The organism is Ochrobactrum sp. S1502_03 (assembly GCF_044435015.1).
In the GTDB taxonomy this organism is placed as follows: domain Bacteria; phylum Pseudomonadota; class Alphaproteobacteria; order Rhizobiales; family Rhizobiaceae; genus Brucella; species Brucella chromiisoli.
The window spans coordinates 41797-64917 of record NZ_JAYEXN010000008.1; the positions used below are offsets into that span (position 1 = coordinate 41797).

Consider the following 23121-nt stretch of genomic DNA (forward strand, 5'->3'; position numbering starts at 1 on the left):
GGTTTATCAGAATGTCGGATTGGCTTTTCAAAATGGAGAAAACATGGACGATCTGGATGAAAAGCTCATCACGCTTTTACGTCACAATGGCCGACGCAGCATTTCGGATGTAGCAATTGATCTTGGCGTTTCGCGTGCGACAGTTCGCTCGCGCATGGAACGTCTGGAACAGTCTGGCGACATCATCGGCTATACGGTGATCCTGCGCTCTGATGCGGTTGATCTGCCGGTGCGCGGTATCATGATGATCGAAATTGAAGGCCATGTGGCCGACCGCGTTGTCAAGGCGCTTGGCGGCTTCTCGGAAATTTCAGCCATCCACACCACCAATGGCCGTTTCGATCTGGTGGTGGAATTGGGTGCCGCAACACTGACGGACTTCGATGCCGTGCTGCGCCGCATCCGGCTAGTGCCTGGGATCAAGGCCAGCGAAACAAATCTGCTGCTTGCCACCCCACGCTCGACGCGCGCACGTCTTTAATAAAAAAGCCGGAGGATACTCCGGCTTTTTTCACTTCTATCAGGCGAGGACCGGATAATCCGTGTAACCCTTGGCACCGCCGCCATACATATGCTGCTGATCCAGCTCATTGAGCGGGGCATTTTCCTTAAAACGGCGAACCAGATCAGGGTTGGAGATGAACGGCTTACCAAAAGCAACCACATCGGCACGGCCGCTTTCGATCTCCTGTTCCGCCAGCGCGCGATCATAGCCATTATTGACCATCCAGGCAGCCTTACCACCCGCATCGCGATACACCTGCTTGAGACGCGCATAATCGAATGGCTGCGGACCCTGCTGAAAATCGCGTGGACCGCCGGTCGCACCTTCGATGATGTGAATATAGGCAAGACCATAAGCGGCAAGCTTTTCGAGCACATAATCAAACAGCGGCTGCGGATCGGGATCCGATGCGTCATTGGCAGGCGTGACCGGCGACAGACGAATACCCACCTTGCCCGGCGCAACCGACTTGGTAATTGCATCCACCACTTCAAACAGGAAGCGCGCGCGGTTTTCGATGGAGCCGCCATATTCATCGGTGCGGTGATTGCTGCCTGAACGCAGGAACTGATCAATCAGATAGCCGTTTGCCGCGTGAATTTCGACACCGTCAAAACCAGCCACTTCGACAGCATCCTTTGCAGCCTTGGCATAGGTGGCAACGATTTCTGAAAGCTCGCTCTTTTCAAGCGCACGCGGCTCAGACGTTGGCGCAAATTCGCCGGTGCCGTCTGGATGCACGAGATAGGTCTTAGACTTCGCGGTAATGGCTGAAGGCGCCACCGGCTTGCCGCCATTTGGCTGCAGGCTGTTGTGCGAAATACGCCCCACATGCCACATCTGCACAACAATCTTACCGCCTGCACTGTGAACCGCATCGGTCACGCGCTTCCAGCCTGCAAGCTGCTCGTCTGAGTAAAGGCCCGGCACATCGGCATAGCCCTGCCCCTGATGGCTGATCGGCGTCGCCTCGGTGATGATGAGACCGGCACTTGCGCGCTGTTCATAATAGGTGACGTTGAGGTCGTTTGGCACAGCACGCGGCGAGCGATTGCGCGTCAGCGGTGCCATAACGATACGATTGGCAAGCTTGAGATCGCCGATTGTGACTGGATCGAACAATGTGGCCATAGATGCATTCCTTCAAATGGGAAAGATTGGGCAAATGGGAAAGATTGGGCTAAAGATCGGATAGCGATTTGAGCAAGGCGGCAATCGCCTCCTCATCGCGCTTATAGAAGGTCCATTGGCCAACGCGGTGGGGCGTAATCAGCCCCGCTTTCGTCAGCACGGACAAATGCGCAGAAACGGTGGACTGGGAAAGGCCACACCGCTCGAACTGACCGGCGCACACACCCATCTCCAGGGGCATGTGCTGTGCGGAGAAATGCTTCTCCGGTTGCTTGAGCCAGCTCAAAATGTCGAGACGAACGGGATGGCCAAGTGCCTTGAGTATCTCGTCCAACGGCATAGCCAGTGAATGAGACTGTGCTACAGATTGAATGTCCGACATCATGGTCACCTCGCTGATCTTCGTTCATATCGCCATTTAACGATATATGTATCGCGTAAATCCGATTTAAAAAGGGGTGAGATCTTCACATACGCGTGAATGGCAATAATCGCAGCTTTCCTGTGGACCACCGTCACGGCCTTGATTGCGTCAAACGCGCATACGACTATGTTCGCTGTAAATTTTGAGATTGGAATGAATATGGCCAACGATATTAAGCGCATTGCCGGGATTATAGCGCTCGAGATCAATGCAAAGCCCGAACAGGCAATCGCCGCCATTGGTCTTCTTGACGAAGGCTCGACCGTGCCATTCGTCGCCCGTTATCGCAAGGAAGTCACCGGGGGGCTTGATGACACGCAGCTGCGCCAGCTTTCGGAGCGCCTCGCCTACTTGCGCGAACTCGAAGCACGCCGCAACTCCATTCTCGAATCAATCCGTGGCCAGAACAAGCTCACACCAGAGCTTGAACTGAAAATCGCAGGCGTTCAGACCAAGGCCGAGCTTGAAGACCTTTATCTTCCCTATAAGCCCAAGCGCCGCACCAAAGCAGAAATTGCCCGCGAACGCGGTCTTGGGCCGCTTGCTGAAGCAATCCTCACCGACCGCAGGCTAGTTCCCATAGAAATTGCTGCGCAATATGTCACCGGAGACGTTGCCGACGTGAAGGCCGCTCTTGATGGCGCACGCGACATCATCGCCGAAGGCTTTGCTGAAAATGCCGAACTGATCGGCAATCTGCGCAACTATCTTAAAGAGCGCGCTGTGCTGCGCTCCCGCGTTGTCGATGGCAAACAGGAAGCTGGCGCAAAATTCTCGGATTATTTCGATCATTCCGAACGCTGGGCCAATGTTGCAGGCCATCGCGCTCTGGCCATGTTGCGCGGACGCAACGAGGATTTTCTGTCACTCGACATTGAAATCGACGCCGACGACACTTCGCCTGTCAAACCGGTCGAACGCAAAATTGCCGCCGCCTATAATATCGGTGCAACGCTCCCCGGTGATCGCTGGATGATGGAAGTCGCCGGCTGGGCATGGCGCGTCAAACTCTCACTCTCCCTTTCACTCGACCTCATGCGCGACCTGCGTGAACGCGCCGAGGAAGAAGCCATCAACGTCTTCGCCCGCAACCTCAAAGACCTGTTGCTCGCAGCGCCTGCCGGTTCTCGCGCCACCATGGGGCTTGATCCGGGCATCCGCACGGGCGTCAAAGTCGCAATCGTTGACGGCACTGGCAAACTGCTCGACACAACAACGGTCTATCCGTTTCCGCCAAAGAACGATGTGCGTGGCACCCAGGCCGAACTTGCAAGCCTGATCCGCAAACACAAGATCGAGCTGATTGCGATTGGCAACGGCACAGGCAGCCGTGAAACCGAACGTCTTGTCGTGGATATGCTCAACGACCTGCCAGCGCCAAAGCCGCTTAAAGTCATCGTGTCAGAAGCAGGCGCATCGGTCTATTCGGCATCAGAAGCCGCAGCGAACGAGTTCCCGCAGCTTGATGTGTCGCTGCGCGGTGCCGTCTCCATCGCCCGCCGCTTGCAGGATCCGCTGGCGGAGCTCGTCAAGATCGAGCCTAAATCCATCGGCGTTGGCCAGTATCAGCATGATGTGGACCAATCCCGTCTGGCGCGTTCGCTTGATGCCGTGGTCGAAGATGCGGTGAATGCGGTTGGTGTTGATCTCAACACAGCTTCTGCCTCGCTGCTGGCACGCGTATCGGGCTTGGGAAAATCTCTCGCCGAGGCAATTGTTGCGCATCGCGATGCAACGGGCGCCTTTAAGAACCGCAAGGAACTTCTGAAAGTCGCCCGCCTCGGCAATCGCGCTTTTGAACAATGCGCAGGCTTCCTGCGTATCGCCAACGGCACCGAGCCGCTTGACGCCTCCTCCGTTCACCCGGAAGCCTATGGCGTTGCCAAGAAAATCGTTGCCTCCTGCGGTCGCGATGTGCGCAGCCTCATGGGCGACAGTGCGGCGCTCAAAGCGCTCGACCCGCGTGTCTTTGTCGATGAGCGTTTTGGTCTGCCAACTGTGCGCGACATCATTGCCGAGCTTGACAAGCCGGGCCGCGATCCGCGGCCTGAGTTCAAGACCGCGACCTTCGCCGACGGCATTGATGATATCAAGGACCTGAAACCCGGCATGATGCTCGAAGGCACCGTCACAAACGTTGCGGCCTTTGGTGCCTTCGTCGATATCGGTGTGCATCAGGACGGACTTGTCCATGTTTCACAACTCGCCGACCGCTTCGTCAAAGACCCGCATGAAGTGGTCAAGGCTGGCGATGTGGTGAAGGTGCGCGTGACGGAAGTGGATGTGCCACGCAAACGCATCGGCCTCACGATGCGCAAGGACGGTGGCGAAGCTCCCGCCCCGCGCAACAATGCACAGCGCGACACAAAACCTGCACCCAAGCAAAACTTCACCCCGCGCAAACAGGAACAGCCATCAACCGGCGGTTTCGGTGCAGCCCTTCTGGAAGCGATGAAGAAGAAATAAGCTAAATCTTGTTGCCGATTGGAAAGCCGGTTGAGACTTTTCTCACCGGCATTTCATCGGTGGGAATAATCCAGCCACCGCGAATGGCGATGCGAACTTCATCGCCTTCTTCCAGCCGTATCGGATCGCGCACTTCAAAATGCAGATGAATATCCGGCTTGGTGAGCGGATGCGCCTCAATGCGTGAACCGCCACCGCGATAGACGGAACGTTTGACACGCACCCGAATGCCGCCGATTTCAGTCAATGCCAGATCTTCTGCACGAACGCAGAGTTTCGCATTGGCTCGCGGCATTTCGATGCCGGAACAACGCACCTCTGCACGGCTTCCCAGCACCAGCGCCTCGCAATGTCCCGCTTGCGCAAAGGACACCACCTCCGCAGCCAGAACCATGCCATGCGCGATGAAGGACGCGACCATTTCGCTGGCCGGTTCCTCGTAAAGCTTGCGCGGCGTATCGAACTGCTGAAGCTTGCCGTGATCAAGCACCCCAATCCGGTCCGCAAGCGCCATGGCCTCGGCCTGATCATGGGTGATGTAGATAATCGTCGTGCCGGTGCGCTTGTGAAAAGCTGCAAACTCATCTTCCATCGAAGCACGCAAATGCACGTCGAGATTGGCAAGCGGTTCATCAAACAACACCAGCGAAGGGGCTGCTACCAGACAACGGGCCAAAGCCACGCGCTGCCGCTGACCACCCGAAAGATTGGCCGGACGGCGGTCGCCGAAACCATCCAGATCGACCAGAGCCAAAGCTTCCGTGATGCGACGCTCACGTTCTGCCTTCGGCACTTTCGCGACTTTAAGGCTATAGCCGACATTTTCGGCGACCGTCATATGCGGCCAGAGCGCATAATTCTGGAAGACGATACCGACCTGCCGCTTTTCCGGTGGCACGCTGCCATCAACATGGGAAACGCGGCTGTCACCAATGTGGATTTCACCACCGTCAACATCTTCAAAACCTGCAATCATCCGCAGAAGCGTGGTCTTGCCGCAGCCGGATGGTCCGAGAATGGCAACAAACTCGCCGTCCTTCACATCAAGCGACACTTCAGACAGGGCCTGAAACTCGTTGAAGACTTTGGAAACAGAAGCAATTTTCAGTCGCGCCATGGCAGCACCCCGTTTGGAAGACGCCGCGCAAACAGATTTGTTGTAAGCATCAGCATGAATGTCACCGCAACGGCCAGAATGGATATGGCAGCCGCATAGGCGGAATCGCCCGCCTGTTCAAAAGAAAACATCACCACACCCAGCGTTTCCGATCCCGACGCCCAGAGCAGCGCTGACACCGTCAGTTCACAGAATGCGGTCATGAAAATGAGCACGCCGCCTGCAAGTGTCGCTGGTGCGACCAGAGGAAATATAATGGTCCTGAGCCGATAGAAAAGGCCAGCGCCTGCAATTCGCGCGGCTTCTTCCAGCGCACGGTCAATCTGATGCAGACCAGCAACCGTTGGCCGCAGCGCCAGCACGAAGAAGCGTGCGAGATAAGCAAACAGGATGATCCAGAGCGTATTATAGAGGCTAACACCCACTACCGGCAGCGGCTTCAAGAACATCAGCAGACAGGCGATGGCCAGCACAACACCCGGCAAAGCGTAGGGCATCTCGGCTGCGAAGTTGAGGATCGGCGTCCAGCGCCGTTTGCGCCATGCCAGCATATAGGCAAGCGGAACCGCAATCAGCACGGCAAAACCCGCCGTCACGACCGACAGCAGAATACTGTTGCCAAACGCACGGGCTGAACCGCTGTGTTCAAGCATGACAAAGCGGAAATTTTCAAGCGTGGCCGTCGCAAATGTCAGCGGCACGCCATAGGCCGGAACCAGTGCTGAAAGTGTTAGACCAATCAACGGCAGAAACAGCACGATCACGATCAACAGCCATGCAGCCATTTCCGCCCAAACACGCCATGCGCCGAGCGCAAAAGGGGCCGCTGGCAGCGACGTCGAAACAATGCGGAAATCACGACGACGCGAGGCATAATCCTGCGCGGCAATGCCTGCCATGGCAATCAGACCAATCAGCACCGAAAGCACTGCAACACTGGAGAGAACAGCCGGCCCACCGCCCGCAAGACGCTGATAAATCAGCGTTGGCAGAACGAGATAATTCGATGGAATTCCCAGGAAAGCCGGGATGCCGAAATTGCCGACACACGACACGAAAGCCAATGCCGCAGCACCGATAATTGATGGCGTCATCAGCGGCAGGATAATGGTGCGCAGAACGGTCCATTTGCTTCCACCGGCACTCAGACCTGCTTCGACCAGCTCGCGCGGGAGTTTGCGCAAACCCGCCCGCACAATCAGAAAGACCAGCGGTCCATATTGCACACCGAGCAGAAAAATAATGCCCCATACGGAATAAAGCGGATTACGGCTTCCCAGCGGCGGCGCCATGCCGATAATCTTGAGGAACTGGCTTGAAGGCCCGAAAAGCTGGAGCCAGGCCAGCGCTGTTACCTGCGGGGCAATCAGCAGCGGAGTAACGTAAAAAAGCACAAAGACATTGCGCCCGCGCATATCCGTAAGGCCGACGAGCAACGCCGCCACAATGCCAAACACCAACGCCAGCAGCGTGCCGCCAATACCGATTTGAAGGGAATGCCATGTGGCAACCCATGTCGAACGGTGGCTGAGTGTTTCAGAAAGAACGGATGTCGAAAACTGCCCTTGCGGCGCAACAAGCTCAACGAGCAGACGCATAATGGGCAGAAGCGACAGCACCGCAACAATCAGCGTTACACCAACAATCAGGGCCGCATCACGGCCCTGAATATCTCGAAACATGCGCATTTCGTTTTATCCGCCAAACAGCTCGGAAAACTGCTTCTTATCGGCATCCGTCTGATCGAGAACCTTCTGGGTGTCGATAGACATGATATTGATCTTGGTGCCTTCCGGCAACCATGCAGGGCGACCGACACCTTCCTTGGCAGGCAGATAGCCCTGCTCAAGTGCCAGCTTCTGGCCATCATCCGACAGGATGAAATCAACGAACTTCTTGGCACCATCAACGTTCTTGGCGGTCGCCATGATCGCAACGGGTTCAGTCACGGCAGGCACACCTTCCGACGGGAAGACGAACTCAGTCGGTGAGCCTTTGGCCTTGGCATTGAGCGCCATGAAGTCAACCAGAATACCGTATGGCTTTTCGCCACTCGCAACAGATTTCAGCACGGCGCCATTGCCCTTGACGCTGGCCAGTTCATTGGTCTTGAGGTTCTTGAAATAATCCCAGCCAAGATCCTTGTTGAGCGCGAAACCGCTTAAGAGATAGGCCGCAGCACCCGAATAAAGCGGGTTCGGCATCACAACCTGACCCTTATACTCGGCCTTGGTAAGATCGGACCAATGCTCCGGCTTCTCAGCCGCGCCCGTGTTATAAGCAATCCCAGTGGTGATCAGCTTGGAGCCGAAATAGGTCTTGTCGGCGTCATAGCTGTCCACAGAAAAACCATCGACTTTGGCGTCCGTGTAAGGCAGCAGACGCTTGTCCTTCTTGAGACCTTCCATTGTCACCGCATCAGCGATCAGCAGAACGTCAGGCTGTGGCGCACCAGCCGAAAACTCGGCGGCAAGCTTGGTGAGGAGTTCGCTCGTTCCCGAACGGAAAATCTGAACATCCGTATCGGGGTTCGCCTTGCGGAAAGCTTCAACCGTCTTGGCCGCATCGGCCTCCGGCTGCGACGTGTAAAGCGTCAGCGTGTCGGCCTGTGCGACCGCCATGGACAGAGCAAGAAGAGCTGGAATGGCCGTTGCCCGCTTCAACATCTTGGTCATTGAGATTGCTCCTCGAATTTCTGTGTGATTTTCAGCAGCATGGGCTGCCGCTCCGGCGTGATTACGCTGCATACGAGCTGAAATGGCGCAGATACTGTCATATCGAGAAGCGCGATCATTCCTGTTCATGACTCACCTGTCAAACAAATCTCTAAAACATCTGCCGGAAAATCGGAAATGATTTCAAAAAGCAAAATGCCCTCCAGCAGATTTCTGATCCGCAGAAGGGCATTGATCAAATGACCCATTTAACCTTCCGCATCCCTCCAACTCGGAGGCGATGCGGATGCCATAAAGGTCTTAGACTTCAATTATATGACAATGTGAATCAGATTCAAATAATTATCTCAGCGGCGTGCGCAACCTGTGCGCCTGCTTCATAATAAGCTTCGCGCAAACCACGGAAGCTCTGCTCTTTGGGATCGCTGACCGGCAGAGGAAGACCGGCCTCACCGATCTCGCCTGAAACAAGCTGCGCGAGACATTTGCCAAAAACCGTACCCGGCGCAATGCCACGCCCATTATAGCCGGAGAATCCCACGACATTGCGCGCAAGGCGATGAAACTTCGGTAGACTGTCATTGGTCATGCCGATCTTGCCATACCATTCGGCTTCAAACTCAACGTTGCCAATTTGCGGGAAGAGACGCTTGAGCGACTTCTTCGCCCATGCCTTGTGCACACTCGCACCCGTGTTGCGCAGCGCACCAACACTGCCAAACACCAGACGGCCCTGTTGGTCAAAGCGGAAAGAGGAAAGGACTTCCTTTGTGTCCCATACGCCCTGACGTTCCGGCAGAATGCTTTTCTTCAAATTGTCTGAAAGCGGCTTTGTCGCCATGTTAAAATAGGGCAGATGCACAAGCTCGGCGCGCACTTCTGCCCATGGCGCATTGGTATAGGCATTGGTTGCAACCACCACCCAATCAGCTGTCACCGTGCCGGAAGCAGTCTTCACCACCCATTTGCCGTTCTGCTCACTGGCACCTGTCACAGGGCTTTGCGTAAAAATCTGGGCACCCGCAGCAGTGGCTGCATGGGCCAGCCCGCGTACATAGGCAAGCGGCTGAATGGTGCCCGCACGCAGGTCCAGCAGCGACCCCGCATAGGCTTGGGTACCAACCTTTAATTCCGTTTCCTTCCCATCAAGCAGCTTCACATTGGCACCGCGCCGCGCCCATTGTTCGTAGCGATCTTCAAGTTCCTTGAAACCTTTTTGACCGACAGCGCAATGAAGCGTGCCCTGCTTTTCAACTTCGCAGGCAATCTTGTGTTTTTCGATGATTTCAAAAACCAGCTTGGGCGCATTGCCGAGCACCTCAAGCAAACGGTCGCCATATTTTTCGCCCAGCACACCCGGCAAGTCATCCGGCATAACCCACATGCCGGCATTGACCAGACCAACATTGCGGCCCGAACCGCCATAGCCGATCTCAATGCCTTCCAGCACGATTGCCTTTGTGCCTTTCTCGGCCAGATGCAACGCGGTCGAAAGCCCGGTAAATCCGCCGCCAACAATCACCACGTCGGCAGTCAGATCGCCCCTAAGTGCCGTGGTTTTCGGTGCAGCCGGTGCGGTCTTTTCCCAAAGGCCATGAGAGCGCGGATCATTAAGCATGGAGAGACAACCATTTCATATAACGAAAAACAAACGGCTTTTACCGTCCCAACTATTTCACGCGCCGGAAGTCTCAAGAACAGCAATATTTCTGCAACAATTCATGCCGGTTTGGAATGAACTACCCCAAAGCAATTGGGTTGCTCACCTGCCCCCCAATCCACTGGCAGAAAACCTGTGTCAGCGGATTTTCGAGTTTGCCTTCCGGGACAACGAGATAGTAATCATTTTCGGTCCGCATCGGCTGCTCGAAAAGCATGACCAGTTCGCCATTACGCAATTCCTGCTCAATCAGATAAAGCGGCAACAGCGCAAAGCCTAGACCTGCAAGTGCCGCCCCAATCACCATCGAAAACTGATCGAAACGGTGGCCACGATAAGCGGACTTGCCTTCAACGCCACAACTTTCAAACCATTGCGCCCACATTTTGGGCCGCGTTGCGAGATGCAGCAGCGGCTCATCTTCCAGCTCTTCCGGCGTTGCCGGATGCCGTGCTTTAAGAAGACTCGGACTTGCCACAGGCACAATCACCTCTGAGCAGAGAAAAGTGCAGGTCGCATGTGCCCACACCGGCTGACCATAATGGATAGCCAGATCAAACGGCTGTTCTTCAAAGTCGAAAACACCAGAGCGTGAAGCCACATTGATGGCAATGCCGGGATGTTTTTCGACGAAATCAGGAATACGCGGCATCAGCCAGCGTGTGCCAAAAGTTGGCAAAGTCGCTATGCTGAACGAGGATGTCGACTGTGCTGACGCCATGGCGCGCAGCATCGTGTCTTCCGTCTGGTTGAGCAGCCGCCGCACTTCCGGCAGAAATTTTCGTCCTGCATCCGAGAGAAGAATACGCTGGCGAATGCGCTCAAACAGCAGCACACCCAGCTGACTTTCAAGATCCTTGATCTGGCGGCTGACGGCACTTTGCGTGAGATTGAGTTCATGTGCGGCTTGCGTAAAACTCCCGTGACGGGCTGCACACTCAAAGGCTTGCAGCGTGGCAATATCAGGGATCAGTCTCCTGCTCAGCTTCATTCCAATCTCGCATTAACATAGTTGCTTTCGTCGCGATCATAACCCCAAAACGGCTGATATGATACATTTTCATCATAATCGCGGTATGTTTTTTGAAAATCGACATACCAGTTAAGCAGACGGTCCAACTTCTACGGAAGCTCTTGCAATGAACGCGCAGAAATTCGTTTCGCCGGACGCCATTCGCTCCGCCTTTTCGGCAGCCATGTCGGCCATGTATAAGGAAGAAGTGCCTGCTTATGGCACGTTGATGGAACTCGTCTCCGATGTGAACGCAAAAGTTCTCGCAGACGACAAGCATCTGCATGAGCGTCTGACGGAAACAGATTCGCTCGAACGCATTTCCGAAGAACGTCACGGTGCCATTCGTTTGGGCACTGCCGCTGAGCTTTCCATGATGCGCCGCGCTTTCTCGGTCATGGGCATGTTCCCGGTTGGTTACTACGATTTGAGTGCCGCTGGTGTGCCAGTGCATTCCACCGCCTTCCGCCCGATCGACGATAGCGCACTCAAGCACAATCCGTTCCGTGTTTTCACCTCGCTCCTGCGCCTTGATCTGATCTCTGATGAGAAGCTGCGCGAAGAATCGGAAGACGTTCTCGCGAAGCGCCAAATCTTCACGCCGGGCGCAATTGCGCTTGTCGAGAAGGCGGAAGCCAATGGCGGCCTTGATGAAGCTGACGCGAAGACCTTCGTTGCAGAAGTGCTCGAAACATTCCGCTGGCACGATCATGCCAATGTCAGCGCTGAGCTGTACCACCGCCTCCACGATGCGCATCGCCTGATCGCCGACGTTGTTTCCTTCAAGGGACCGCACATCAACCACCTGACACCACGCACGCTCGACATCGACGCCGTGCAGGCCCAGATGCCGGATCGCGGCATTAATCCGAAGGCAGTTGTCGAAGGTCCACCAACCCGCAAATGCCCGATCCTTCTGCGCCAGACCTCGTTCAAAGCACTGGAAGAAGAAGTTTCGTTCGTCAACGCAGACGGCACCTGGACCCCAGGCTCCCACACTGCCCGTTTCGGTGAAATCGAACAGCGTGGCGTTGCCCTGACGCCAAAGGGCCGTGCGCTTTACGACAAGCTGCTCAACGACACCCGCGCCATTGTCCGCCCAGCGCCTGATGGCTCGAATTCGGCTGAATATGTGAAGGCACTGAGCGACACCTTTGCCGCTTTCCCGGATACATGGGCAGGCATTCGCGAAGAAGCGCTTGGCTATTTCGCCTATTCGGTCAAGGATGCTGCACGTCTTGCAGCTTTCAAACCCGATACCGATATTGAAACTCTGATCGAAGGCGGCGCAGTCCAGTTCGATCCGATCATCTATGAAGACTTCCTGCCGGTCAGTGCGGCTGGTATCTTCCAGTCAAATCTGGGCGACGACGATGCGCAGGATTTTGTGGAAAGCCCGAACCAGAAGCGTTTCGAGGAAGACCTTGGCGCCAAAGTTCTTAATGAATTCGAGCATTATGCTCGCATCGAACGCGAAACCATTAGAGCTGTACAGGCCCGCCTGAGCGGTCTTGAAGCAGCAGAATAACTAAGCATTTCCAGCAAAAGTGCGAAGCGGTTTTGCGTCGGACAATGCGTAAATATAAACAACGAGAGCAGTAACTACGAACCCGCTCTAATTTAAACTGCTCTCGTGATTAAGCCGGTTAAGAGGATAAACATGAACACCACTGTTAAAAAGCTCGACGTGAAAAAAGAAGCCGCAGAGCTGCTTTCAAAGCTTGGCGTTGACGCAGCCCTTTACACGTCGGGCGACCTCGCTGGCTTCAGCCCGGTCTCCGGTGAGCAGATCGCATCGGTCAAGACCCACAGCAAGGACGATGCAGTCAAGATCATCGACAAGGCTGATGAAGCATTCCGCGCATGGCGCACCGTTCCAGCGCCAAAGCGTGGCGAACTGATCCGCCTCCTGGGTGAAGAACTCCGCGCTTCCAAGGAAGATCTCGGCCGTCTCGTTTCGCTTGAAGCTGGCAAGATCCCTTCGGAAGGCCTCGGCGAAGTACAGGAAATGATTGACATCTGCGATTTCGCGGTCGGCCTGTCGCGTCAGCTCTACGGTCTCACCATCGCAACCGAACGCGCTGGCCATCGCATGATGGAAACCTGGCATCCGCTTGGCGTTGTCGGCGTTATCTCGGCCTTTAACTTCCCTGTTGCTGTCTGGTCGTGGAATGCTGCGCTGGCCATCGTTTGCGGCAACTCGGTTGTCTGGAAGCCTTCGGAAAAGACTCTTCTGACCGCTCTTGCCTGCGACGCAATCTTCCAGCGCGCACTCAAGCGTTTCGGTGAAGCGCCAGAAGGCATTGCGCTGCTTCTGCTCGGCGACCGTGAAGTTGGTGAAGTCCTCGTTGACAGCCCGAAGGTTCCAGTTGTTTCGGCAACCGGTTCGACCCGCATGGGCCGCGAAGTTGGCCCACGTCTTGCAAAGCGTTTTGCGCGTGCGATCCTCGAACTCGGCGGCAACAATGCCGGTATCGTCTGCCCATCGGCAGATCTCGACATGGCACTGCGCGCCATCGCTTTCGGTGCAATGGGCACCGCTGGTCAGCGCTGCACCACACTGCGTCGTCTCTTCGTGCATGAAAGCGTTTACGACGCACTCGTCCCACGTCTGCAAAAGGCTTATGCCAGCGTTACCGTTGGTTCGCCACTCGAAACCACAGCTCTGGTTGGTCCATTGATCGACAAGGTTGCTTTCGACAACATGCAGAAGGCACTGAAGGAAGCAGCCGCTCACGGCGGCAAGGTTCAGGGCGGCGAACGCGTCGAAACCGGCCATGAAAACGCTTACTATGTGCGCCCGGCAATCGTGGAAATGCCAAAGCAGGAAGGCCCAGTTCTCGAAGAAACTTTCGCACCGATCCTGTACGTCATGAAGTATTCCGATTTCGACGACGTGCTGGCGAGCCACAACGAAGTTGGCGCAGGCCTGTCCTCGTCGATCTTCACACTCAACCTGCAGGAAGCAGAACGCTTCCTTTCGGTTGAAGGTTCGGATTGCGGCATTGCAAACGTCAATATCGGCACTTCGGGTGCTGAAATCGGCGGCGCATTCGGCGGCGAAAAGGAAACCGGTGGCGGTCGTGAATCGGGTTCGGATGCGTGGAAGGGCTATATGCGCCGCGCAACCAACACCATCAACTACTCGAAGGCTCTGCCGCTCGCACAGGGTGTTTCCTTCGACATCGACTAATCGGTCTCACGATAGATAAAAAGAAAACCCCGCTTTTGGCGGGGTTTTTTGTTGAGCATAACCAATTTCTCATATTGTGGATAATACACAATAGTTGCATTGCAACAAGCCTGCGCCTCCCGAATAAGCACCAGCATGTTTTCTTATTCACTGCGGGGCGGCATGTCTAAATCGACTTTATCTCTTCTGCTTGGTATTTTGGTCGGCTCTCTTGTTTTAAGTGGTTGCAATACCAGCTCGGACCCTACAGCGCTTAACAAAAGCGCGATTGAAAGCGCGCGCAAGACGGAGGGCTATGTCGCTGCGAAAGGTGCTGCAATCGTCGCTCGCGTGACGATTAATGGTAAAATATGCCATCAGGCGAACATTCAATTGCAACCACTGGAGAATGGCCTGTTGGTGCCGCATAATGTTACGAATATCGGGCAAAATTTCAGCTTCGCTGATCTTGGTAAGATTACTCTCAGGATGGCTACCTTGAACATTCCTGGTGTCTTCGACGTATTGGATAGTCAGGATATTCGCGTGTCATTCCAGCCGATAGCACCGGGCGAATATGGCATATCGCGCATCATCTGTAGCTGGGACGCCAATCATCGAAGCGTACTTGAAGCCAGCAGTCGCGGCTTCTTTGGACTGGGCGCGAAAAAATCGCTTGTACCATTGCAACTTGACGGTAAAATTTCGATAAAAAGGGGAGAGATTGTCGACGCTGGCGTTCTTAACATCATCTCCAGCAGCAAGGGACGCGCTATAATTCTGGCATCGCCAGCACCACAATCATATCGCGACACCATCAAACGAAATTTGCCGGAGCTGTATCCGAAAATCACATTCCGACAGTTTAGCCATTAAAGTCTAAACCGGACAATACATGAAAGCATTTCCAGCAGAAGTGCGCAGCGGTTTTGCTGGAAATGCGTAAAAACAATAAGATAGAGCGAGCTAGGCGATCCGATTAACCGCGGCACGCTCTAATCTATCATTTATAAGAGATTCCATCTGACCTTAAATTGATCCAACGCCAGTGCTCATCTCTTAACCCGAAACAGGGTGCCAACAGCCGTCATTAGACGAGTAGCACATACCACGCTCACCCGTCACATCATCATCGTTAGCTGCTTCACACTCGTCCTGTGAGCCATAAAGACATTGGCTATCGAAAGCTAAGTATTTATTTGTTGCTGACGCAAAATTTCCATTATAAAGCACCCGCGATGCATTCATAGCTGATGTATTAAATGTACTGGATGGCACTATGTGCGTGATATTTTCCTGGTTCGCATAAACAGGGGTGGAAGCAATCAATGTCAACATTGAAACAATAGATAAAAAATAATTTTTCATAATTTCCTCTTACAGATAACATAAATTTTTTTTGAATTACTGCTCAAGACATCAATAACAATTTTTTCTTCACAACTATTGTAAAAAACCTTCAATAAAAAAAGCGACCTATTAGGCCGCTTTTTAAGAGTTATTCAGCTTGGATTTCACCCCACGCGCTCAGATGCGAACGACCCGGGGCTAGCCGGGAAAACAACGGTACGATTGCCGTTGAGGAATGAACGATGATGAATATGCGCGTGAACGGCGCGCGCCAGAACCTGCGCTTCGACATCACGGCCAATGGACACGTAATCGGCAGCACTTTGCGCATGCGTCACGCGCGCCACATCCTGCTCAATGATCGGACCTTCATCAAGATCGGCAGTCACATAATGCGCTGTGGCGCCAATCAGCTTCACACCACGCTCATAGGCCTGCTTGTAAGGGTTTGCCCCCTTAAAGGATGGCAGGAAAGAATGGTGGATATTGATGATCTTGCCCAACATTTGCTGGCAAAGCTGATCGGACAGAACCTGCATATAGCGCGCCAGAACCACCAGTTCCGTGCCCGTGCTCTCAACAATATCCATCAGACGCTGTTCGGCCTCTGGCTTGTTAGCTTTGGTCACGGCAATATGATGGAATGGAATGTCGTGATTAACAACGACCTTCTGATAATCGAAGTGATTGGACACAACGCCCACAATATCGATCGGCAGCGCACCGATCTTCCAACGATAAAGAAGATCGTTAAGGCAATGGCCAAAACGCGACACCATCAACAGCGTCTTTGTACGGTGGGCATCGTCGTGAAAATCAAAATCCATTGCGAAAGGCGCGGCTATTGCTCCAAATCCTTCGCGCAAGGCTTCGAGTGCAACACCTTCTTCGGAAATAAAGCTGACGCGCATGAAGAAGCGGCCGGTATCCAGATCGTCGAACTGGGCGCTGTCAATGATGTTACACCCCTTACCCGCAAGATAACCCGAAATAGCAGCAACAATACCGCGCGTGGATTTGCAGGTGACGGTCAAGACAAAATTATGCATCGGAATTCCTCTATTACGCAGGCATAACCACACCGTCCGTTCTACTGTACGATAAGGTGCCAACCATGCCAGAATGCGTAATGCACTGACCGGATTGCGCTATCAAGTCGATAATGCGTTAAGACCTCAAGAAGTGGAGTTAAACCGTCGATGTCACCTTGTTCAGATGACGCGGCTTATCCGGATCATAGCCCTTACGGCGCGTGACCGCCTCAACAATCCGATAATAATTAATGAGCGAAACCAGCGGATCAAGATGACCATTCCCGGTAGATGCAGAAGGCACCCGATGGCCCGGAACGTCGGCATCGCCGAATGAAACAAGGTTTGCACCAAAGGACTTAAGCCTGTTGAGGGCCTGAATGCTTGTTTCAAGCGCCTCATCCTGCGGTATGAACGATAGAATCGGAAAGCCTGGCTCCACCAGCCGCATCGGTCCATGCATCAGCTCTGCAAGCGAGAACGCCTCCGCGTGAATATTGGCCGTTTCCTTCGCTTTAAGCGCCGCCTCAAGCGAAATGGCATAGGCTGTGCCGCGTCCGCCCGTGAACAGTGATTTTGCCTCGACCAGCAAGTCTTCCACCACCGCACGGCCTTCCGGCCTTGTTGCAGCCAAGGCTTCCGGCAGGCGGCTCAAACCATCTTTCAATCTTGCATCTTGGCTGGCTGAGGCCACCACACCCGAAAGGGCAGCAACAGAGGCAATGAAGGACTTGGTCGCCGCAACGCTTTTCTCTTCGCCCGCATGAAGAGCGAGCACAATATCAGCCCCTTTTGCAAGCGGGCTATCGGTCACGTTTACAACGGCAACAGTCGTCGCTCCTCCATACTTTGCAGCATCCTGCACCGCAATGATGTCCGGGCTTGCCCCCGATTGCGACACAGTGAAATGCAGCCCCCCCTTCAATCTGAGTTTCGCGCCATAAACGGAAGCCACCGATGGCCCGACAGAGGCAACCGGAATGCCTGTGGCAATCTCCATCAGATACTTGAAAAATGTCGCCGCATGATCGGAAGAGCCACGTGCAGCCGTCGTAATGACTGCGGGCGATTTTTCAAATAGCCGTCCGATCTCAGCAAATGTCCCGGCCTCTGCAGCAAGAAGTTTCGCCACCACGGATGGCGACTGTTCGGTTTCTTGCAGCATCAGGGATGGAACAGTTTGCATGCTTATTCTCCGGATACGTCTTCAAACTCATATCAATGTTGTGGCTGCGGCCCCACCTCTGTTTGATCCGGCTCCTTGACGCGAAACCATGCCACGTAAAGGGCCGGGAGAAACAGAAGCGTAATCGCCGTCCCGGCAATGATTCCGCCCATCATGGCATAGGCCATAGGCCCCCAGAAAACTTCTCGCGCAATCGGAATGAGCGCCAGACTTGCAGCTGCAGCGGTCAATGCAATAGGCCGCATACGATGCTGGCTTGCCTGCACAACCGAATCCCACGGATGCATGCCCTCGCTGATATGTTCTTCCACCTGCACGATCAGAATAACCGAGTTACGGATAAGAATGCCGATCAGCGCCAGCACGCCAAGAATGGCAACAAAGCCCAGCGGCTTCCCGCTCGGAAGCAAGGCTGCAACCACGCCAATCAGACCAAGAGGCGCAACTGCAACCACAAGAAACAAGCGCTGAAAACTCTGCAATTGCAGCATCAGAACTGTTGCCATGACAAACAGCATCAGCGGCACAACGGCGATAATCGGCCCCTGACTTTTGCCGCTTTCTTCCACTGTACCCGCCGTCACAATCGAATAACCCGCCGGCAGATTTTCGATGAATTTATTCACCGCAGGCTGCAATTCACTCACAATCGTATCCGGCATTGTATTGTCATTAATACCGGCAGCAACCGTGATGGTTGGAATGCGCGAACGGCGATAGACCACCGGCTGCTCCAGCTCATAATGGAAGTTGGCAATGGCTGCGAGCGGCACGGAGCTGCCGTTGCCGGTTGCGATTTGCAGACTCTGCAATGTGTCGATGGAATCGCGTTCGTGTTCTTGCGCCCGCACGATGACATCAATCAGATAGATGGAATCACGCACCTGCGTAATCGGAATGCCACCCACCACGCCATTGAGCGTCGTGGCAATATCCTTGGACGAAATGCCAAGCTTGCGCGCCTTGTCCTGCATGACATCCACACGGATAACACGGCCGGGTTCATTCCAGTTGTAGCTGACGACACCCAATCGCTTATCTGCATTCATGATGCCGGCAAAGTCCTGCGCGATACCACGCAATTTCTGAATATCAGGCCCGGAGATGCGATATTGTACCGGGCGCCCAACCGGCGGGCCCAGTTCAAGGAACTTCACATACGTATCCGTGCCGACATAATCCTTGCGCAAGGCCTCATCAAATTTTGCCTTCAAACGATCGCGCGCCTCCACGTCCTTGGCAACAACCACCATCTGCCCGAAATAGGGATTGGCAGGTTGCACATCGAAGGAAAGAATGAAGCGGATCGCGCTCTGCCCGATATAAGTGCTCCAGTGATCGACGTCCGGATTATCCTTGAGCATCGTCTGCTCAAAGCGCTCCATCTGCGCCTTGGTATCGGCAATTGAGCTGTTTTGCGGCAAGGTCCAGTCGATCACCAGTTCGGGACGGTCTGACTCCGGGAAGAACTGACGTTCAATAAAGCCCATTCCAAAAACCGAGATGACAAACAAGGCAATCGTCGTCAGAATCGTGATCCACTTATGACGCATCGCCAAAACCAGCGTCTTCGAAAAGGCCTCAAAGAAGCGGCCACGCTTTTCTTCATGGTGCTTCATCTTTTTGGGCAGGAAAGTCACACCCAGAAGCGGGGCAAACAACACGGCCACAATCCAGGAAACAATCAGCGAAACAGCAATCACCACAAAAAGCGTATATGTATATTCACCGGCCTGACTCGTGTTGAGGCCAATCGGTATAAAACCCGCAATCGTCACAAGCGTGCCTGTCAGCATTGGGAAGGCCGTATGCGAATAAACATAGGTCGCAGCCTTGTTGATGGGATCGCCATGCTCCAGCCGCGCAACCATCATCTCAACCGCAATCATCGCATCATCGACCAGAAGTCCCAGCGAAATAATCAGCGCCCCAAGCGACACACGTTGCAGCGAAATATCCATCAATGACATGACAAGGAAGGTGATCGCCAGCACCAGCGGAATGGAAAGCGACACGACAAAACCTGCACGCAGGCCAAGGCTGATAAAGCTTACCGCAAGTACGATGACAACGGCTTCAAACAGCGCTTTGGTAAAGCCGGAGACGGCATCCTGAACAACTTCAGGCTGATCGGCAACCTTGAAAACATTAACGCCAACCGGCAGTTCAGCTTTCACCTGCTCCATCATCGCATCAAGTTTTGCACCAAATTCCAGCAGATTGCCATTTGGTTTCATGCCGATGCCAAGACCAATCGCATCTTGGCCATTAACCCGAAAAATCGCTGATGGCGGATCGACATAGCCGCGCGTGATCGTCGCAACATCGGACAAGCGAAAGAAACGGTCATTCACGCGCAGATTGACGGCTCGCAGATCATCTTCAGAGTTGAACTGGCCGCTCACCCGTACGCTGATGCGTTCTGGCCCCGCCTGCACGACACCAGAGGGCGTGATCGCATTCTGATCCTGAAGCGCTTTGAGAATTGCCTGCTGATCAAGACCAAGGGCTGCGACCTGCCGCGTCGAGAATTCGAGATAAATTGCCTCATCCTGCGCACCGATCAGCTCAACCTTACCGGCATTGGGAATGGTGAGGATTTTTGTGCGCACATCTTCGGCATAATCGCGAAGCTGCCGCATCGACAACCCGTCAGCGGTGAAGGCAAAAATATTGCCGAATACATCACCGAACTTATCGTTGTAATAAGGCCCATAAACGCCATCAGGCAAACTTGGCTTGATGTCATCGAGCATGTGCCGCACTTCAGTCCAGGCTTCTGCCACCTGCTTCTTGCGCACTGTCGATTTAAGAAACACAAACACAACCGACTTGCCAGCCGTTGTCACGCTGCGTGTGTAGTCAAGCGTATCAAGCTCTTCGAGCTTCTTTTCAAGCCGGTCTGTGACCTGGTTCATCGTCTCATCGATGGAAGCACCTGGCCAACTTGCCTGAACGACCATCGTCTTGACGGTGAATTCCGGATCTTCGGCGCGACCGAGGTCGAGATAGGACACAAGCCCCGCGACCAGAAACACCATCATAAAATACCACACCAGCGAGCGGTGGTTCAGCGCCCAGTCAGAAAGATTGAAACCTTTTTTCACAGGCTGCTTCCCCTTGCATCCAACTGGACTTTTTGACCTTCTTCAAGCTGGTGCACACCAGCCGTCGCCACATAGCTTCCCACCTCCACATTGTTTGCCAGAAAACTGTCGGCGCGGCGCTCGACAAGCTCAACCTCGTGAAGACTTACAGTTTGCGTTTTTGGATCAATTACCCAGATTGCAGTTTTTCCGTCTTTTTCAAACAATGCCTGTATCGGCAAAGTGACATGATCTTTCTGAGCGCTTGCAAGCCCTGCCCGAATTGTTGCGCCAAGGCGGAAACCTTCCGGCGGATTATCAAGCGCAATCCGAACACGGCGCGTGCGGGTCTGCGCATCTGCTTGCGGCGCCACCTCGCGCACTCTGCCAAGACCTGTCACGCTCGGATCCGCCTGCAACTGAACATGAAAAGGCGTACCGGCCGCAAAATAGTCACGCATACTGTCAGGAATATCGAGAACTGCTTCGCGAATATCGGGGCGTGCAACCGTCATCACGGCTTGTCCTGCGGCCACAACCTGACCAACTTCTGCATTGGTGGCAGAGACGACACCATCAAAATCCGGGCTCAAAACAGCATACCCACGCTGATCTTCCGCCTTGCGTAAGCCTGCCTGCGCTTTTTCAAGTCCGGCTTCAGCACTGTCACGCGCCTGCTTTGCTGCATCGTAATCGGCTTGCGAAATGTTATTGCCCTTAAGCAGAATATGCAGGCGTTCTTCGCTACCGGCAGCATTGGCAAACTGAGCCTGCGCGCTTGCAAGGTCGGCTTTTGCCGATTGCACCGCAAGATCAAGCGTCGCAGGATCAAGCATGGCGACCGTCTCGCCTTTTTTCACCAGATCGCCGATACTAACAGGCCGCGCAATGATGCGACCAAGCACCCGAAACGCCAGATTTGTTGAATAACGCGGCTCAATGGAACCGGCAAAGCTGGTTTGTGTTTCAGGCTTTGACGCAGCAATTGTGTAAAGCACGGGACGAACAGGCTCAGTCCCTGCTATTTGATCGTCCTCCTTGCCACAGGCTGCAATTGTCAAAAGGACAGCGGAAAAAACGAAGGCGCAACAGAGTTTCAGCATCGGTTTCATTGCGCGCCCGCTCCTTCCAGACCCTGCATGATCTCTGTATGGGCACCAGAACGCAGCAATTGCGCGCCCTTGGTGACAACAAGGTCTCCGGCATTCAGACCAGATGCAACGATCACCCGCTCCTTCTCGAACGCCAACACCCGAACAGGAGCCAGCGTTGCAAGCTTGGTCTTCTTGTCCACCCGCCACACAGCCGTTTTCCCGGCATCCGATGTCATCACGCTCCACGGCAAAATGAAAACCTGCTGACCATCCATATGAACCGTGCCGGTCACAATCGCGCCGAGTGCCATTTGCGCTGGCACCTCTGAGATACCAACCTTCACACGCACAGTGCCTGTCTGCGCATCGACCACCGGAGAGATTTCACGAATACTTCCTTCGGTTTTAACATTTTCATCGGAAAGCAGGCCCAGTGTCACGCCCATGCCAATTTTGGCATGGTTGACCAACGTTTCCTGAACATCGAAAATCGCGTCACGTGCACCGTCTTCGGCAATTGAAAACGCGGTTTGTGCGGCCTGCACAACCTGCCCGCTCTCCACATTGCGCGCGGTTACAACACCGGCAGCCGGAGCGCGAAGCTCTGTGTAAGACAACTCGTCACGCGCATTGCTCAACTGGCTTTCAGCATTGGAAAGCGTACTTTGTGCCGTGCGTAAAACCTGTTGTGCCTGATCAAACTGGCTGCGCGTGGTAAACCCCTGCCCCAGCAAAGCCTGCTGACGTTTAAAACCGGCTTCTGCCTGAACGAGCTGCGCTTTTGCAGCATCCTGCGAGGCTTGTGCAACGCGCATATTGGCCTTTTGCTCGGCATTATCGATCCGGGCAAGAACCTCGCCTTTATCAACATGCTGACCAATCTCAACAAGGCGCTCGACAATCTGTCCATTCAGGCGAAAGGATACATTGACCAGAGAACGGGCAGCAACAGCCCCCGACAGCGTCAATTGCGGCTGGTAATCGACCAGCTTGCTTTCAATCACAGCGACCGGAATCGTTCCGCTCATTTCAGAATGCGCCACAAGGCCCGAAGCCAGAACCGCAGCGGCCGCAATAAGGACACGCGCGATTGCTTTGCACACCCTCCGCCCACCATGAACAAGGAGAAGAACTCTTGCGGCCATTTAACGATTCTCACTGTTTTTTCGCAGGCACAATGCAACCAAAAGGTTGCCGTTAAAAGCAGGCTTT

Annotated in this window: 19 protein-coding genes; 5 read left to right on the forward strand and 14 right to left on the reverse strand. The window is 54.2% G+C overall.

Annotated features, from left to right (window positions below):
- The first annotated feature begins 43 nt into the window (after positions 1 to 43).
- Positions 44 to 481, forward strand: coding sequence for an Lrp/AsnC family transcriptional regulator (locus VBH83_RS08175; protein ID WP_007876167.1), 438 nt, complete (start codon positions 44 to 46; stop codon positions 479 to 481).
- 39 nt (positions 482 to 520) lie between these two features.
- Here the strand turns inward: VBH83_RS08175 and VBH83_RS08180 are convergent, their stop codons facing one another.
- Positions 521 to 1636 (reverse strand): alkene reductase, encoded by a 1116-nt coding sequence (locus tag VBH83_RS08180; RefSeq protein ID WP_396997114.1) that lies wholly within the window; start codon positions 1634 to 1636, stop codon positions 521 to 523.
- 49 nt (positions 1637 to 1685) lie between these two features.
- Complete coding sequence (locus VBH83_RS08185; protein ID WP_007876169.1) at positions 1686 to 1976, reverse strand: helix-turn-helix transcriptional regulator; 291 nt, start codon at positions 1974 to 1976, stop codon at positions 1686 to 1688.
- Positions 1977 to 2219: 243 nt separating this feature from the next.
- Between VBH83_RS08185 and VBH83_RS08190 the strand changes: the two genes are divergently transcribed.
- Positions 2220 to 4526, forward strand: coding sequence for a Tex family protein (locus VBH83_RS08190; RefSeq protein WP_396997116.1), 2307 nt, complete (start codon positions 2220 to 2222; stop codon positions 4524 to 4526).
- A gap of 1 nt (position 4527) precedes the next feature.
- On the opposite strand, the gene VBH83_RS08195 is transcribed toward VBH83_RS08190, so the two are convergent.
- From VBH83_RS08195 to VBH83_RS08220, 6 genes are all read right to left on the reverse strand, one after another.
- Positions 4528 to 5643, reverse strand: coding sequence for an ABC transporter ATP-binding protein (locus tag VBH83_RS08195; RefSeq protein WP_396997118.1), 1116 nt, complete (start codon positions 5641 to 5643; stop codon positions 4528 to 4530).
- Entirely contained in the window at positions 5631 to 7331 is a 1701-nt protein-coding gene (locus tag VBH83_RS08200; protein WP_396997120.1) for an ABC transporter permease, read from the reverse strand. Before VBH83_RS08200 ends, VBH83_RS08195 begins: the two co-directional genes overlap by 13 nt.
- A 6-nt stretch (positions 7332 to 7337) precedes the next feature.
- On the reverse strand, positions 7338 to 8318 hold the full coding sequence (locus tag VBH83_RS08205; protein ID WP_396997121.1) for an ABC transporter substrate-binding protein: 981 nt from the start codon (positions 8316 to 8318) through the stop codon (positions 7338 to 7340).
- 125 nt (positions 8319 to 8443) lie between these two features.
- The gene (locus tag VBH83_RS08210; RefSeq protein ID WP_265985643.1) at positions 8444 to 8566 is read right to left on the reverse strand and encodes a hypothetical protein; all 123 of its coding nucleotides are present in this window, start codon (positions 8564 to 8566) and stop codon (positions 8444 to 8446) included.
- A gap of 86 nt (positions 8567 to 8652) precedes the next feature.
- Entirely contained in the window at positions 8653 to 9936 is a 1284-nt protein-coding gene (locus VBH83_RS08215; protein WP_265985644.1) for an FAD-binding oxidoreductase, read from the reverse strand.
- Between the two features lie 121 nt (positions 9937 to 10057).
- Positions 10058 to 10969 carry a LysR family transcriptional regulator gene (locus VBH83_RS08220; protein ID WP_323054556.1) on the reverse strand — a complete coding sequence of 304 codons (912 nt, stop codon included), beginning with the start codon at positions 10967 to 10969 and terminating at the stop codon, positions 10058 to 10060.
- 148 nt (positions 10970 to 11117) lie between these two features.
- On the opposite strand from VBH83_RS08220, the gene VBH83_RS08225 reads away from it, so the two are divergent.
- From VBH83_RS08225 to VBH83_RS08235, 3 genes are all read left to right on the forward strand, one after another.
- Positions 11118 to 12518, forward strand: coding sequence for a VOC family protein (locus VBH83_RS08225; protein WP_265985645.1), 1401 nt, complete (start codon positions 11118 to 11120; stop codon positions 12516 to 12518).
- Between the two features lie 132 nt (positions 12519 to 12650).
- Positions 12651 to 14183 carry an aldehyde dehydrogenase family protein gene (locus VBH83_RS08230; RefSeq protein ID WP_265985646.1) on the forward strand — a complete coding sequence of 511 codons (1533 nt, stop codon included), beginning with the start codon at positions 12651 to 12653 and terminating at the stop codon, positions 14181 to 14183.
- A gap of 162 nt (positions 14184 to 14345) precedes the next feature.
- Positions 14346 to 15038, forward strand: a complete 693-nt coding sequence (locus VBH83_RS08235) for a hypothetical protein (RefSeq protein ID WP_265985647.1) — start codon at positions 14346 to 14348, stop codon at positions 15036 to 15038.
- Between the two features lie 183 nt (positions 15039 to 15221).
- On the opposite strand, the gene VBH83_RS08240 is transcribed toward VBH83_RS08235, so the two are convergent.
- The 6 genes from VBH83_RS08240 to VBH83_RS08265 form a co-directional block, all read right to left on the reverse strand.
- Positions 15222 to 15530 carry a hypothetical protein gene (locus tag VBH83_RS08240; RefSeq protein ID WP_265985648.1) on the reverse strand — a complete coding sequence of 103 codons (309 nt, stop codon included), beginning with the start codon at positions 15528 to 15530 and terminating at the stop codon, positions 15222 to 15224.
- 146 nt (positions 15531 to 15676) lie between these two features.
- Positions 15677 to 16561: a formyltetrahydrofolate deformylase gene (purU, locus tag VBH83_RS08245; protein ID WP_265985649.1), complete on the reverse strand. Its 885-nt coding sequence runs from the start codon at positions 16559 to 16561 to the stop codon at positions 15677 to 15679.
- A gap of 139 nt (positions 16562 to 16700) precedes the next feature.
- A complete protein-coding gene (locus VBH83_RS08250; protein ID WP_396997125.1) occupies positions 16701 to 17729 on the reverse strand; it encodes an SIS domain-containing protein in 1029 nt (342 codons plus the stop codon).
- Between the two features lie 32 nt (positions 17730 to 17761).
- Positions 17762 to 20836 (reverse strand): efflux RND transporter permease subunit, encoded by a 3075-nt coding sequence (locus VBH83_RS08255; RefSeq protein WP_265985651.1) that lies wholly within the window; start codon positions 20834 to 20836, stop codon positions 17762 to 17764.
- Positions 20833 to 21927 carry an efflux RND transporter periplasmic adaptor subunit gene (locus tag VBH83_RS08260; protein ID WP_396997127.1) on the reverse strand — a complete coding sequence of 365 codons (1095 nt, stop codon included), beginning with the start codon at positions 21925 to 21927 and terminating at the stop codon, positions 20833 to 20835. Before VBH83_RS08260 ends, VBH83_RS08255 begins: the two co-directional genes overlap by 4 nt.
- The gene (locus VBH83_RS08265) at positions 21924 to 23054 is read right to left on the reverse strand and encodes an efflux RND transporter periplasmic adaptor subunit (RefSeq protein ID WP_396997132.1); all 1131 of its coding nucleotides are present in this window, start codon (positions 23052 to 23054) and stop codon (positions 21924 to 21926) included. Before VBH83_RS08265 ends, VBH83_RS08260 begins: the two co-directional genes overlap by 4 nt.
- Positions 23055 to 23121 lie beyond the last annotated feature (67 nt).

Coding starts and splice junctions, on each gene's coding strand:
- VBH83_RS08175 (WP_007876167.1), top strand. CDS start 44: ATGGACGATCTGGATGAAAAGCTCATCACGCTTTTACGTCACAATGGC.
- VBH83_RS08180 (WP_396997114.1), bottom strand. CDS start 1,636: ATGGCCACATTGTTCGATCCAGTCACAATCGGCGATCTCAAGCTTGCC.
- VBH83_RS08185 (WP_007876169.1), bottom strand. CDS start 1,976: ATGCCGTTGGACGAGATACTCAAGGCACTTGGCCATCCCGTTCGTCTC.
- VBH83_RS08190 (WP_396997116.1), top strand. CDS start 2,220: ATGGCCAACGATATTAAGCGCATTGCCGGGATTATAGCGCTCGAGATC.
- VBH83_RS08195 (WP_396997118.1), bottom strand. CDS start 5,643: ATGGCGCGACTGAAAATTGCTTCTGTTTCCAAAGTCTTCAACGAGTTT.
- VBH83_RS08200 (WP_396997120.1), bottom strand. CDS start 7,331: ATGCGCATGTTTCGAGATATTCAGGGCCGTGATGCGGCCCTGATTGTT.
- VBH83_RS08205 (WP_396997121.1), bottom strand. CDS start 8,318: ATGACCAAGATGTTGAAGCGGGCAACGGCCATTCCAGCTCTTCTTGCT.
- VBH83_RS08210 (WP_265985643.1), bottom strand. CDS start 8,566: ATGGGTCATTTGATCAATGCCCTTCTGCGGATCAGAAATCTGCTGGAG.
- VBH83_RS08215 (WP_265985644.1), bottom strand. CDS start 9,936: ATGCTTAATGATCCGCGCTCTCATGGCCTTTGGGAAAAGACCGCACCG.
- VBH83_RS08220 (WP_323054556.1), bottom strand. CDS start 10,969: ATGAAGCTGAGCAGGAGACTGATCCCTGATATTGCCACGCTGCAAGCC.
- VBH83_RS08225 (WP_265985645.1), top strand. CDS start 11,118: ATGAACGCGCAGAAATTCGTTTCGCCGGACGCCATTCGCTCCGCCTTT.
- VBH83_RS08230 (WP_265985646.1), top strand. CDS start 12,651: ATGAACACCACTGTTAAAAAGCTCGACGTGAAAAAAGAAGCCGCAGAG.
- VBH83_RS08235 (WP_265985647.1), top strand. CDS start 14,346: ATGTCTAAATCGACTTTATCTCTTCTGCTTGGTATTTTGGTCGGCTCT.
- VBH83_RS08240 (WP_265985648.1), bottom strand. CDS start 15,530: ATGAAAAATTATTTTTTATCTATTGTTTCAATGTTGACATTGATTGCT.
- purU (WP_265985649.1), bottom strand. CDS start 16,561: ATGCATAATTTTGTCTTGACCGTCACCTGCAAATCCACGCGCGGTATT.
- VBH83_RS08250 (WP_396997125.1), bottom strand. CDS start 17,729: ATGCAAACTGTTCCATCCCTGATGCTGCAAGAAACCGAACAGTCGCCA.
- VBH83_RS08260 (WP_396997127.1), bottom strand. CDS start 21,927: ATGAAACCGATGCTGAAACTCTGTTGCGCCTTCGTTTTTTCCGCTGTC.
- VBH83_RS08265 (WP_396997132.1), bottom strand. CDS start 23,054: ATGGCCGCAAGAGTTCTTCTCCTTGTTCATGGTGGGCGGAGGGTGTGC.